Raw genomic sequence first — 13,734 nt, 5'->3', positions numbered from 1 at the left:
CCCGCGCCACGCTCGACGATCGCGCCCCAGAGGGGAAATACCTTCCTCAAAGCTTTCGCAATATCTATATACCGCACGATTTCTCGTATGAATCGTTGTAATCGACGGCGTGCAACAGCACGAAAACCATCCAAAACAACGAACAACGAGAAAGCACACCATGCCAACGCTTTTTAGCTCTGCATCAACCGACACCCAAGACGCATCCCCGTCCGCAACGCAGGTGTATCAAAGCCAGTTGGAGGACTATGAACTGTTGCTGTCCTTCATGCGTGCCGAAATCGGTTCGATTTCCCAGTTCAGGAAAACCCTACTCAAGCCCCGCACTTTCTCCCCCCTGGACCAGGAAAACGAAACGGGCCAGGAGGCCTTGCAACAGTTACTGAAAACGACCGACTACCTGGAGTTGTGCAAAAAGCACAAAGTTTCCCCCCATTATCTGATGGTCACCCTCAGAGACGGGGTCTACGTCTACGAGACATCGAATCGCGGCAGCGAAAAAAAGGTCGTCTTGCCGATACGCGGGCATGCAAGCTTGCAAGTACTGACAACCCGGATCGAAAAGTCAGCCACATTGATGGGTGGAGAAATTCGCTATGACCGCCTTGTCAGTCTGCCCGGCATCGCCACATTTTACGGTATCGCACCGTGGGATCAGGCAGACACTGCCGCCCATAAAGCCGCCACCGATACTGTTGAAGAAAGGATCGCCAGCTATCGTTTGGGTCTGGAGGATGACTTCAACATTCTCGACCTGAGGCGCCGTCCCACCGAAAAAGATCGCGCGGTGATACAAACCGTCCTCTCCGCCTCCTCGGATCCTTCCCAGGTCGACAGGCAGAAATGGCAAGCACAGCTTATTGCCAGGGAAATAGTCGACGCCGTCATTAAATTTCTGCCGCAGAGCAGCACTTCCCTTCTGACCTATCTCGCCCAAGACGTTCTTCCCTCAGCCACTATTGAACAGGTGCGGGCAACGCCAACTGTTTATCTGCAAAAAATCCTGCAGGGCCCGGAAGCCGAGAAGCTTGCAACGATCTTACTGTCGGTGATGGATTGGTACGGGGGAAAAACCGGCGAAGAGACCTCGCCGCAGATCCGCACCAAAGTAGTCGCCAATGCACTGCAAATATGGCTGAAATCGCCGACCAGCGAGCATCCCGACGGGATCACCGGTTTCGACTGGCAGTCTCGTTCACACTGGGGAAAGAGTTATCAGGCTATCTGGCGCGAATTCGAAACCCATCTCCTCTCGACAAAGCGGGCATCGTCGGAAAAAGAAGCGGCTGTTATTGCAAGGTTGTTTCTGGGCCAGTTTCCCACTGAGTTCGGCGTCAACGATATTCCGCCCGACCTTGCGTACAGGAGTTCCGTCGTCTGGGTGAACTTCGTCAACGGCGTGAACCTGATCAACACCACCGATCCCACGGCCTTGCGCAGGATGACTTTTCAGCAACTGGTCAACTTGCCTCTCCAACGGGCTGAAGCCGCGACCAGGGAGCAACTGAATGAGATCAGCCTGGCGCGGCTGCTGCCGACACTCGACTGGGCCGTGACCCAAGGGGTCATCCTGCAAAAACATCGTGAGGATTACACGCAGTCCGAGATTGAACTGGCACTATCGGAACTGGATAAACACATCAGCGCGCTCAACGATTCGATCACCCTACTCAAGGAAGAACCACCCCAACGAATGTCGATGGCGAAAACAGTCGCGCAGAAGTTCTTTGGAAAACGCTATGTAGAGCAAGGTCGAAAAGTGGCAAGGAAGCGTCAGGAATCGATACGGTGGAATAGCGTGCCGACGCTCCCCGGCAAGGAGTATGACTATTACTCGCTTATCGACGTCCTGGCTTCGGATGAGCTCGATAATCAGACACGATGGTATTACACACTAAGTGACGGCTCCCGCAGCACATGTTTTTTCAGCATAAACAGCAAACGGTACATAACGGCGACCTTCGACGACTTATTCTCCACGTCGGGGATACCGATAGTGCGCGGCACCCTGCCTGACGTCAAAACCGAGTTCTATCAAAGTTTCCAAAGTCATCTGGAACAACAGACAACTGCTTATAAAACGCTGATCAGCAGTCAATTGGCGTCGCTTGCGTTCTCTGATCGCCAGGCCATTGAATCGGGCGAACTGAAAATCTACAGCCTGAGAAAGGAAACCAGCGGTGTCGAGGCTCAGAACGAAACACCCGAAATAATCCTGCCGCTACGAACCCGCAATGGGTTTGTGTTGCAAACAACCTACGCCAACGAAACAAGGACCTACGAATTGCTGCCCAGAGCAGGCGTGATACGCCGCATCGAAAACCTTGCTCCGGAACAATTCGGCGGTGCCGAAAAGACTGAGCAGTGGCGTACCGGTAAATCGACCGTCTCCGTATCGGTATTACGCCATGAGGAATTACCGTTTGACTGGGACGCTCATGCAACCGGGAGCACACCGAAGAAGGGAGCGGTTTGCCAGGCAATCATCGAACAACTGGGTAACGCTTTCACCGCGCCTCCCGATACCGTGGCAACTTCAAATAACGTTCCGCTGACGCTGTTCTCACCCCGTTGCACGGAAATCAGCGATTTCATTGCCACCCACTTACTATTCATAGATCCAAAAAAACTTTACACAACCGCCTACGGGCAGACAGCGTTTGAAAAGGAAAAGGCCGATAAAGAAGAAACTCTCGAAATTATCAAGGCCTTCGTGCCCTTCTGGAAAAGTATCGAAGATCTGGCGTCGGGAGACAAAACGCGCCTGATCAACGGAGCGTTCGGGCTATTTACCGACCTGGCGTCATTTGCATTGCCCGTCGGCAAGTTTGCTTCGGGCTCGGCAAAGCTGATCAGCAATGCAGGCCGTCTGACCTTGCGCGCCAGACTTCCCGCGTTTACGGCACTGACCAAAGAGTTGATTATTTTGACTCTGCTAGAACTGAACCCTGTTGACGGCATCGGGCAGTTGCTCAAGGCGTTGGGAACAAGGGGGTTGAAATTAGGCCGATTCGGCATTTTCCAGGTCAAGCAGCTGGCGGGCAAAGCCGGTCATTATGACTTCGCCCGCAGTTTGCCGCAGATAAGCGATGGCGGCCGGTGGAGGCCATTGGTGAGCGGCGACCAACTGGCCACGATCAGAGGGATCGACGACGTGCCGGTACGCAATATCGCGGCCAACTACCGTCTGATTGATCCGGTATCGTCCAAGCCTTATGGCCCGTCGCTCACTACCCACTCGGGTGGACTGTCATTGGGGCGTTCGCGCTACAACACGCTGGAAAACAACAGTCGACACGTCATTGTCGAGCTCGCTGAAAACAGCCGTGTTCGGGAAGTGCTTGAAGTCGATGGCAGCACGACACTGTTCATCGACAATCAGCCTTACCGATTGAAGAACGGCTCGCTGCGCCGCGCTGAGTTGACGGAGAACACCTACAAGGCGATTCCCTGCCGAGTACCGCGCGCGCCCGGCCCGCAGCTGTGCAAGACAAGTTATGTCGTTCGCGACCCGGCCCCTGCTCCGGATATCGGGAGCGTCGATGACGTCAAAGGTTGGGCACCCTGGTTCGGGGATACCCTCTACACCCCGGCTACCGGCAGAGCTGCAATGCGCATTGATGCGATGCTTATGCCCTCGACGCTGACCGCCACGATGGAATTTCAAAAGGGGATTTATGGGCGCGTCATGGTCAGCGTGCCCTCTGCGGGGCACGAACTGGTCGATACAGTGCGCACGGGCGCCACGATCGTCGAAGCAATAGACGGATCGAAACACTACATTTTCATGCGTCTGGACGCCGGAAACTTTTACGTTGCCGAGCGTGCCAAGGGGCGGAACGTATTCGACACTCTGACGTTCAAGAAAGCCGACACCCTTCCCGAGGAATTGAAAAGCGAGTTGATGGTGGTCTACATCGGCTCTCTGAATGCCAACAACATGGTCAGAATCCATGGCCAGGCGTCGGTCGAGCGAGCATTGAAAGCCATGGATGACATCGCCATTTCGATCGGTAGCCATGCCAACCCACCCGATACACTCAAATTGCTCAAGGTTGATACCAGCCCGGGGGAAGCGGCGCTGTTCGATCACTCCACAAGAATGATCGTACGTAGCTCCACTGATGGTGCTGCAACCTGGTCGTTGTCCAAGGCCGCGCCCGACAGTGTGCGTGAAACAACCGCAGAAATTTTCAACAACCTGTTCGGGAAAACAGCCATAACCGTCGGGCCATCGACTCAGGCAGGACCTAAAGCATTGAAAATTGATAAGACGATGATGGAACTGCAACACCTGATCAGCACAAATACAGGCCGCCCCCTGCACAGCCCCAGGAACATTGCGTTCGCAGAGATCAAGACCAAGGCAGGGGTGCGTGAGGTATACGTCAGCGTTTCCGGCCAACAAGGTGATACCGGTTTTCTGCCGTTGTTTGACAAAAACAGGACTACGAACGAGGTAAAAGTCGGCAGCACCCGTTACTTCAACATCGATCGTGGAACCCGCTTCCCGGAGACGGCACTTAGCGTAACGCCCGAAGGCAAGTTGCAGGCGATCCCGCACACCATCGACAACATTGAAAAGTACACACCTGCGCTCACGTCTCGTCCCACTTCGCTGGACACCGAGAGTAAACTCATCGGCGTTATTCGAGGCAAATACCCTGACCCGAAAGATCTTGATTCCATCACGATCGCCACCACCATGGCACCGTGCGACTCATGCTCGGTGGTGATGAAGCAGTTCGGTTATGACGGCAACCCCAGTGCGCTGGACGTGATCTGGAAGTAAGCGCTCGCCGCGATCAATGCTGCTGCAAATGCCCATAAAGCTTGGCGTACAACCCACCATCGGCAATCAGCTGCTGATGGTCGCCATCCTCGGCAACCTGACCACCGTCGAACACCAGCACCCGGTCGGCCTGTTTCACGGCCGACAACCGGTGCGCAATGATCAGCGTGGTGCGGTTGCTCAAGAACCGCGCCAGTGCCTGGTGCAGGTTGTATTCGGTGGCCGCGTCCAGAGCGGATGTGGCCTCGTCGAGGATTACCACCTTGGGTTCGGCCAACACCATCCGCGCAATCGCCAGGCGTTGACGCTGCCCGCCGGATAAACGCACACCGGAGCGCCCGACAATACTGTCCAGGCCGTTGGGCAACTCACGCACCGTATTGTGCAGTTGAGCAATTTCCAATGCCTGCCAGCAGGCTTCGTCGCTGCGTTCGCGGCCCATGGTCAGGTTGGCGCGCACGGTGTCGTTGAACAGTGCCGGATGCTGCAAGACCACGGCGACATTTTCACGCACGGTTTCCAGGCCGATCTCTTCCTGAGTCGAACCACCAAAACGGATGGTGCCGGCCAAGGGCGTATACAAGCCAAGCAGCAACTGCACCAGGGTGCTTTTGCCTCCCCCGCTGGCGCCGACAATCGCGACTTTTTCACCGGGGGCAATCGACAGGTTCATTTGATTCAGCACCAACTCGTCGCCGTAGCCGAAACTCAGCCCCTGAACTTCGATGCCTACCGTGTCGCGTCCCTGGAACGGGTCGACACTGCCGGTGTACTGCGGCTCATCAGCGCGGGCCAGCAATTCGTTGATCCGCGACAGTGCACCGCCGGCGGCGTAAAAGGCGTATTGCAGGTTGAGCAGTTGTTCCACCGGACCGATCATGAACCACAGGTAGCTGAACACGGCCAGCATCTGGCCGATGGACAGGTCGGAAAACAGCACGGTGAGCATGGCCGCGGCGCGAAAAATATCGATGCCGAACTGGAACAGCAAGCCGCTGGCGCGGTTCGATGCATCGGTTTTCCACTGTGAACTCACGGCGTAATCGCGCACTTCACGCGCTCGCTGGCCAAGCCGTCCGAGGAAAAAGCCCTGACGATTACCGGCGCGCACTTCCTGGATGGCATCCAGGGTTTCGGTCAAAGCCTGGGTGAAGCGCGAAGTGCTGTCGTTCTCGAGTTTCTTCAGGTGTTTGACCCGCTTGCCCAACTGCACCGTGGCATAGATCACCAGCGGGTTGAACAGCAGAATCAGCAGCGCGAGTTTCCAGTGCATCCACATCAGGATCGAGGCGGTGCCCACCAGCGTCAGCATGGCCACGAGGAAACGACTGAGGGTTTCGCCGACGAATTTGTCCAGCGTGTCCAGGTCGGTGACCAGGTGCGTAGTCACCGTGCCGCTGCCCAGGCTTTCGTATTCCCCCAACGAGATGCGCTTGAGTCGCTCGATCAGCCGCACCCGAATCCGATACACAATGTCCTTGGCCAACGCCGCAAACAATTTCGCCTGCACCACGTTGAACAACAACGCTGCACAGCGTAATACGAGCGTCACCAGCAGCATCAGACCAATGTAACCCGCAGCTTTCTGCCAGACGTCGGGCAGCGCGTGGTTCATGATTTTCAGCGCGGCGTCACCGTGGCCCAGCAGTACTTCGTCCACCAGCAACGGCAACAGCAAGGGGATCGGCACGCTGCACAGCGTTGCCAATACCGCGACGCCGTTGGCGATCCACAGGGATTTTTTATGGTGAAGGGCCAGGCGACGGATTTCCGCCCAGCTCAGACGGTCGACACGTGCAGGGGCTGGAACGTCGTCGGGCAGATCATGCACAGGCAGCGCGCTCCAGCCAGCGGCCGAGCAACGGTGACAACACATTCAAAGGTTGATACCCATTGGTCAGCAACGCCAATTGACCATCACGCTCTGCCAGCAAGGTCGGGAAACCGGCAATGCCCAGGTCCTGGACCCAAGTGAAATCGGCAGCGGTGGCTGCGTGCTGATCGGCACGGTCGAAGGCGGCGGCGAACTCGATGCGCGGCAAACCAGCCTGTTCTGCCAGTTCCACCAATACGCTGGCGTGGGTGACGTCGCGACCTTCGGCGTAGAACGCATGCTGGATCAACCCAAGCAGTGTCCACGCGCAATCCGGTGCCAGGCTGCGCGCCGTCACCAGCGCCCGACACGCCGGCTCGGTGTCGTAGACAAACCCGTCGGGCAGCGCGCCTTCAAACTTGAACGGTTGGCCAGTGGCCTCGTGGACCGCCTGCCAGTGCTCAAGGATGTAGCGCCGAGTGGTCGGCTCCAATGCTGAGCCGCTGCCGGTGCGCAAACCGCCGACTACCAGATGCACGTCCACCCCCGCTGCCTGCGCCTGCTCGACTAACGCTTTGGCCACCGGCGCAAAACCCCAGCACCAGGAACACATCGGGTCCATCACATAGAGCAGGCGACGTGCAGACATGGTTCAAGCCTCGGAAGGAGTTTGCTTGTAGTTGTAACCGATCGGGTGCGGCATGTTGCGCGCCTTGGCCAGTTCGATCTGCTTCTGCCGGTCGATGGCACTGCGACGGGTTTTCTCGCTCAGCTTATCCCAGCAATGCGGGCAACTGATGCCGGCCACATAATGCTCGGATGCACGGTCTTCCACGCTGACGGGCGTACGACAGGCATGACATTGATCGTAGTCGCCTTCGCTGAGGTCGTGACGAACGGTCACGCGGTTATCGAACACGAAGCAGTCGCCCTGCCATTTGGTTTCTTCCTGCGGCACCTCTTCGAGGTACTTCAGGATGCCGCCCTTGAGGTGATAGACCTCATCGAAACCCTGGCTGAGCATGTAGCTCGAAGCCTTTTCGCAGCGAATACCACCGGTGCAGAACATCGCGACTTTCTTGTGCACGGCCGGGTCGAAATGGGCTTTGATGTAGTCGGGGAATTCGCGAAAACTGGTGGTCTTCGGATCGATGGCGCCTTCGAAGGTGCCGATCGAGACTTCATAGTCGTTACGAGTGTCGATCAGCAGCACTTCCGGATCGCTGATCAGCGCGTTCCAGTTCTGTGGATCCACATAGGTGCCGACTTTTTTGTTCGGGTCGACGCCTTCAACGCCGAGGGTGACGATTTCTTTCTTGAGTTTGACTTTGGTGCGGTAGAACGGCTGCTCGTCGCAGTACGACTCTTTGTGATCGATGTCGTCCATGCGTGGGTCGTTCTTGAGCCAGGCCATCAACCCGTCAATGCCTTCGCGGCTGCCGGACACGGTGCCGTTGATGCCTTCTTCGGCGATCAGCAGCGTGCCTTTGATGCCGTTGTCGACCATCGCTTGCAGCAGCGGCTCGCGCAGGGCGACGTAATCTTCCAGGGTGACGAACTTATACAGTGCCGCCACGACAATCTGTTGTGTCATGGGTGATTCTCCAGGTGGCTACCCTCGTAAGGGGTGAACCGGACGCGAAAAAAAACGCGCCGGGTGAGCGGCGCGTTGCGGATTCTAGCAAAAACCGTGTGGTTTTAGGACTGCGAGATGCCTTTGTGGCGAGGGAGCTTGCTCCCGCTCGGCTGCGAAGCAGTCGTAATGCTGGCGACTGCACTCTTTCAGACAGAACGCTGTTGCAGGTTTTAGGACTGCTTCGCAGTCCAGCGGGAGCAAGCTCCCTCGCCACAACAGCCCGTCAGCCCGTCACATCAATGCTTGCTACCGCCAGCACAGGTCGGCGAGGGCGGGGCCGCGTCGATCTGTGCCCATTCTTGCGGCGTGTAGGTATGCAGCGCCAACGCATGGAACTCGCCCATCAGTTCGCCCAAAGTGCCGTACACCTTCTGGTGACGCTTGACGCGATTGAGGCCCTCGAACTGCTGGCTGACCACCACGGCCTTGAAGTGGGTCTGCAACCCACGGCTGTGCATGTGGCTTTCATCCAGCACTTGCAGGTGCTCGGGCTGTAACAGCCCGAGCGTCGATTCGATGCGTTGTTGCATGGTCATCCCGAACTCCGCTTAAGGCTTTTTCTTGGCAGGAGCGGCGCCTTTAGGCTCCAGCTCGGCCGTCATGTCAGCCAGCAGTTTGTTGACCACAGGCACCGCGCTTTCCAGCTTGGCCTGGGTCATCTGGGCCGATTGCTGAGTCAGCTGCGGCATTTTTTCCAGGACTTTCTTGCCCAATGGAGACTGGTAGAACGCAACCAGATCCTTGAGCTCCGATTCGCTGAAATTGGTGGTGTAAAGCTTGACCATGTCCGGCTTCAGCTTGTTCCAGCCAATGGCTTGGTCCAGAGCGGCGTTGGCTTTGGCCTGGTAAGTTTCCAGCAAGGCTTTTTTCGATTCAGGGGCTTTGGTCTGTTCAAAGCGCTGAGCGAACATTTGCTGCACTTGCATGTACACCGGAGTGCCCAATTTGTCAGCGTGCGCCAGGGTCAGGAAAGCTTCGGCACTGGCGTTGTGGCTGGCGGTATCGGCAAAAACCTGGCCGCTGGCGCAAACCAGTGCAACCGCGGTACAGATGGCACGAAGACGAGTCATCGAGTTTCCTTTTCTAGCAGGCGAGGCAAAACCTCAAGGGCGTCCATTCTGCACCTAAAAAAGTGTGTCACTCAACCCCAAGCCTTGTCGCGCCTGATTTAGAGGGGTTGAACGGTCAAATTCCAGACTGATGGAACCACGACCGGCGATCACGGCCTAAACTGCGCTATCAGACCGACAGGAGTGTGCATGATGAGCCGTATCGAAACCGACAGCCTGGGCCAGGTGGAAGTCCCGGATGACGCTTACTGGGGCGCTCAGACGCAACGCTCGCTGATCAACTTCGCCATCGGCAACGAGCGCATGCCGCTGGCCGTGCTGCACGCCCTGGCCCTGATCAAGAAAGCCGCGGCGCGCGTCAACGATCGCAACGGTGACCTGCCCGCCGACATCGCCCGGCTGATCGAACAGGCCGCCGACGAAGTGCTCGACGGTGATCACGACGAGCAGTTCCCGCTGGTGGTCTGGCAGACCGGCAGCGGTACCCAGAGCAACATGAACGTCAACGAAGTGATCGCCGGTCGCGCCAACGAACTGGCCGGCAACCCGCGCGGCGGCAAGACGCCGGTGCATCCCAACGATCACGTCAACCGTTCCCAGAGTTCCAACGATTGCTTCCCCACGGCCATGCACATCGCGACGGCTCAGGCGGTGCAGCAGCATTTGCTGCCGGCGATCAGCGAGTTGTCTGGCGGGTTGGCGGAGCTGTCTGCACGGCACATGAAACTGGTCAAGACCGGTCGTACCCATATGATGGACGCCACGCCGATTACCTTCGGCCAGGAACTCTCGGCGTTCATCGCGCAACTGGATTACTCCGAGCGGGCGATCCGCAGCGCGCTGCCGGCCGTCTGTGAACTGGCTCAGGGCGGCACTGCGGTCGGCACCGGATTGAACTCGCCCCACGGTTTTGGCGAAGCGATCGCGGCTGAACTGGCCGCCCTCTCCGGTCTGCCGTTCGTTACGGCCCCCAATAAATTTGCCGCTCTAGCCGGCCACGAGCCATTGGTCACCCTCTCCGGCGCACTGAAAACCCTTGCCGTGACCCTGATGAAAATCGCCAATGACTTGCGTCTGCTGGGTTCCGGACCGCGAGCTGGGTTTGCCGAAGTGAAACTGCCGGCCAATGAGCCCGGTAGCTCGATCATGCCCGGCAAGGTCAACCCGACTCAGTGCGAAGCCCTGTCGATGCTGGCCTGTCAGGTATTGGGCAATGACGTTGCCATCGGTTTTGCCGCCAGTCAGGGCCACTTGCAATTGAACGTGTTCAAACCGGTGATCATCCACAACCTGCTGCAATCGATCCGCTTGCTGGGCGATGGCTGCAGTAACTTCCAGCAGCATTGCATCGCCGGGCTGGAACCGGATGCAGAAAAAATGGCCGAGCATCTGGAACAAGGTTTGATGCTGGTGACGGCGCTGAACCCGCACATCGGCTACGACAAGTCGGCGGAGATTGCCAAGAAGGCTTACAGCGAGGGACTGACCTTGCGCGAGGCGGCGTTGCAGCTGGGGTATCTGACGGATGAAGAGTTTGATACGTGGGTGAGGCCAGAGGATATGTTGGAGGCTGGCAAGCAGGGGTGAATCTGAAAGTGATTTAGTGCCTGACAGTCAGTCTTCGCGAGCAAGCCTCGCTCCCACAGTTTTGTGTCGATCCTGAATATTTGTGATCGACACAAAACCTGTGGGAGCGTGGCTTGCCCGCGATGAACGATAACGCGGTCTAACTGGCCGCCATCCGCACCCGCCGGGCACGAAGCCCCGCCATCAACGATGGCCCCAACGCCACCAGCGCCGACCCGATCACCACCAACACCGCCCCGCCATAACCCAGGCCGTTGATCTGCTCGGCGTGCACATACTCAGGCCATAACCAGGCGGCCACGGCCACAGCAGCAAAGGTCACCAGCGGCGTGATCGCCAGCGTCGCGCTGACCCGCGAAGCTTCCCAATGGGCCAAGGCTTCGGCGAAGGCGCCATAAGCGATCAGGGTGTTCAAACAGCACGCCAGCAGCAGCCAGCCTTGCAACGGACTCAATTGCAGCGCTTCCAGCGGATGCACCCATGGTGTCAGCAACAGCGCACAAAACAGGTAAATCACCATCATCACCTGCAACGAATTCCACACTGTGAGCAACTGCTTCTGGCCCAAGGCATAGAAGGTCCAGACCGTGGACGCCAACAGCACCATCAGCACGCCGGCGGTGTAATCGGTCAGGGAGGTCAGCAGTTCACTCAAACGCTGATTGAAGAACAGTGCAAAGCCGATCAGCAGCACCAACAGGCCAATCCCCTGCCCCACGCTGAACCGTTCCTTGAACACGAACAGACTGGCGATCAGCAACATAATCGGGCCCATCTGCACCACCAGTTGCGCGGTGCCGGGGCTGAGCAGGTTCAGCCCCATCAGGTACAGCACGTAGTTGCCGACCAGCCCGAGTACCGCCATCAACACCAGCCAGCCACCGCGCGGGCCGAGGACTTTGCGACTCGGCAGGCGTTTGGTCGCCGCCAGATAAATAAACAGGCAACCGCCGGACACCAGCAGCCGAAACCAGGTCACCGTCACCGGGTCCATCACCAGCAGCACTTGCTTGAGCTTGATCGGCAGGATTCCCCACAGCAACGCGGTCAGCAAGGCCAGGCACAGACCATAAACCCAGCGACCCGATGAAATATGCATGCTGACCCCGAAGCCGATTGGCGAAAACGGTCATTCTAGGCTCAGACGGGAACGCGACACAGGGACAGTTGCCGACGGGCCGCGAATGAAACTGTGCAGGTCGCACCATAAAGTTGACGATATGCCGTCGATCAGGTGGCCAGGCGTGGCAAGTGGTTCATGCATAAGCTCATTGAAACCGTCACCCGCAGGAGATCGCCCATGTACGGCATGCGCGCCCAAGACAACGCCCCCGCCACCCACTTTCGTTGTGACCGCTTGTGTCGTGTGAATGGAGAGCTGTATTTCACCACGCGGGAACAGACGCTGGAGGGGCCGTTCGACGATGCGGTAACGGCCGAGAAAGAGATTCAGGCATATATCGAGCGGATGCAGGTTTCGCGGATGAACTCGTAAACCGCGTAGCTTTCATCGCGGGCAAGCCCGCTCCCACAGGGTTTGTGGCGTTCGACGTATTTGTGATCGCCGCTAAACACTGTGGGAGCGGGCTTGCCCGCGATAGCAATGCAACAGTCACTACATAACCAGAATACTTACCGCACCGCCTCAAACAACCCCGTAGCCCCCATCCCGCCCCCCACGCACATGGTGACGATGCCGTAACGCAAATTGCGTCGCTGCAACTCACGCACGATATGCCCGACCTGACGCGAACCGGTCATGCCGAACGGATGGCCGATGGAAATCGAGCCGCCGTTGACGTTGTATTTGTCGTTGTCGATTTCCAGCCGATTGCGGCTGTACAGGCATTGCGAGGCGAACGCTTCGTTGAGCTCCCACAGATCAATGTCGGCAACCTGCAATCCCTTGGCCTTGAGCAACTTCGGCACCGAGAACACCGGGCCGATGCCCATCTCGTCTGGCTGACACCCGGCCACGGCAAAACCGCGGAAGAAGGCTTTGGGCTTGAGCCCCAGCGCCAGGGCTTTTTCCAGGCTCATCACCAGGGTCATCGAAGCGCCGTCGGACAGCTGCGACGAGTTGCCGGCGGTCACCGAGCCGTCCTCGGCAAACACCGGTTTCAACCCGGCCAGGCTTTGCAGCGTGGTGTCCGGGCGGTTGCAGTCATCGTGATCGACGATGCCGTCGAGAATCTGCACCTGGCCGGTGGCCTTGTCTTCAACGCGATACTTCACCGCCATTGGCATGATTTCATCGTTGAACAACCCGGCGGCCTGCGCCAGGGCGGTACGTTGCTGGCTTTGCAGGGCGTACACATCCTGCTCTTGGCGGCTGACGTCGTAACGACGTGCGACGATTTCGGCGGTCTGGCCCATGGGAAAATAAATACCCGGCACCTGCTCTTTCAGCAGCGGGTTGATCAGGTTGTCGGTGTTGACGCTTTTCATGGTCAGGCTGATCGACTCGACGCCACCGGCGACGATGATGTCGCTGCAACCCGAAGCGATCTGATTGGCGGCAATGGCGATGGCCTGCAAGCCCGATGAACAGAAGCGGTTAAGGGTCATGCCACCCGTGCCGATGCCCAAGTGCGAAAGCACCGCGACGTTACGGCCGATATTGAAGCCCTGGGCGCCTTCGTTGGAGCCGGCGCCGACGATGCAATCCTCGACGCTGGCCGGGTCGACGTCATTGCGCGTGAGCAGCGCATTGACACAGTGGGCCGCCATGTCGTCCGGGCGGGTCATGTTGAACTTGCCGCGAAAGGATTTGGCCAGGCCGGTCCGTACGCTGTCGACGATCACCACTTCACGCATGGCATACACCTCATTGTTG

Annotated in this window: 10 protein-coding genes; 3 read left to right on the top strand and 7 right to left on the bottom strand. The window is 57.9% G+C overall.

What is annotated here, in order from left to right; genetic code table 11:
- Positions 1-160: 160 nt before the first annotated feature.
- Positions 161-4,792: a deaminase domain-containing protein gene (locus PMI18_RS17020; RefSeq protein WP_007899700.1), complete on the top strand. Its 4,632-nt coding sequence runs from the start codon at positions 161-163 to the stop codon at positions 4,790-4,792.
- A gap of 13 nt (positions 4,793-4,805) precedes the next feature.
- Here PMI18_RS17020 and PMI18_RS17025 read toward each other — a convergent pair whose 3' ends face one another.
- The 5 genes from PMI18_RS17025 to PMI18_RS17045 all read right to left on the bottom strand — a co-directional run bounded on the left by PMI18_RS17025 (position 4,806) and on the right by PMI18_RS17045 (position 9,311).
- The gene (locus PMI18_RS17025; RefSeq protein WP_007899698.1) at positions 4,806-6,623 is read right to left on the bottom strand and encodes an ABC transporter ATP-binding protein; all 1,818 of its coding nucleotides are present in this window, start codon (positions 6,621-6,623) and stop codon (positions 4,806-4,808) included.
- Entirely contained in the window at positions 6,616-7,218 is a 603-nt protein-coding gene (locus tag PMI18_RS17030; protein ID WP_177319021.1) for a DsbA family protein, read from the bottom strand. Before PMI18_RS17030 ends, PMI18_RS17025 begins: the two co-directional genes overlap by 8 nt.
- Before the next feature lie 39 nt (positions 7,219-7,257).
- On the bottom strand, positions 7,258-8,199 hold the full coding sequence (trhO, locus tag PMI18_RS17035; RefSeq protein WP_007899692.1) for an oxygen-dependent tRNA uridine(34) hydroxylase TrhO: 942 nt from the start codon (positions 8,197-8,199) through the stop codon (positions 7,258-7,260).
- Between the two features lie 278 nt (positions 8,200-8,477).
- Complete coding sequence (locus tag PMI18_RS17040) at positions 8,478-8,777, bottom strand: BolA family protein (RefSeq protein WP_007899690.1); 300 nt, start codon at positions 8,775-8,777, stop codon at positions 8,478-8,480.
- 12 nt (positions 8,778-8,789) lie between these two features.
- Complete coding sequence (locus PMI18_RS17045; RefSeq protein WP_007899688.1) at positions 8,790-9,311, bottom strand: DUF2059 domain-containing protein; 522 nt, start codon at positions 9,309-9,311, stop codon at positions 8,790-8,792.
- Positions 9,312-9,503: 192 nt separating this feature from the next.
- Between PMI18_RS17045 and PMI18_RS17050 the strand changes: the two genes are divergently transcribed.
- Positions 9,504-10,898, top strand: coding sequence for a class II fumarate hydratase (locus tag PMI18_RS17050; protein ID WP_033036323.1), 1,395 nt, complete (start codon positions 9,504-9,506; stop codon positions 10,896-10,898).
- Between the two features lie 139 nt (positions 10,899-11,037).
- Here the strand turns inward: PMI18_RS17050 and PMI18_RS17055 are convergent, their stop codons facing one another.
- Positions 11,038-11,997, bottom strand: a complete 960-nt coding sequence (locus tag PMI18_RS17055) for a DMT family transporter (RefSeq protein WP_007899686.1) — start codon at positions 11,995-11,997, stop codon at positions 11,038-11,040.
- Between the two features lie 201 nt (positions 11,998-12,198).
- On the opposite strand from PMI18_RS17055, the gene PMI18_RS17060 reads away from it, so the two are divergent.
- Positions 12,199-12,393 carry a DUF6316 family protein gene (locus PMI18_RS17060; RefSeq protein ID WP_007899685.1) on the top strand — a complete coding sequence of 65 codons (195 nt, stop codon included), beginning with the start codon at positions 12,199-12,201 and terminating at the stop codon, positions 12,391-12,393.
- A gap of 137 nt (positions 12,394-12,530) precedes the next feature.
- On the opposite strand, the gene PMI18_RS17065 is transcribed toward PMI18_RS17060, so the two are convergent.
- Positions 12,531-13,715 carry a thiolase family protein gene (locus PMI18_RS17065; RefSeq protein ID WP_007899684.1) on the bottom strand — a complete coding sequence of 395 codons (1,185 nt, stop codon included), beginning with the start codon at positions 13,713-13,715 and terminating at the stop codon, positions 12,531-12,533.
- Positions 13,716-13,734 lie beyond the last annotated feature (19 nt).

Origin of the sequence: Pseudomonas sp. GM102 (genome assembly GCF_000282555.1) — a bacterium.
GTDB lineage: Bacteria > Pseudomonadota > Gammaproteobacteria > Pseudomonadales > Pseudomonadaceae > Aquipseudomonas.
The sequence above is the reverse complement of the archived record's forward strand: the minus strand, read 5'-3'. Positions and strand labels throughout refer to the sequence as shown.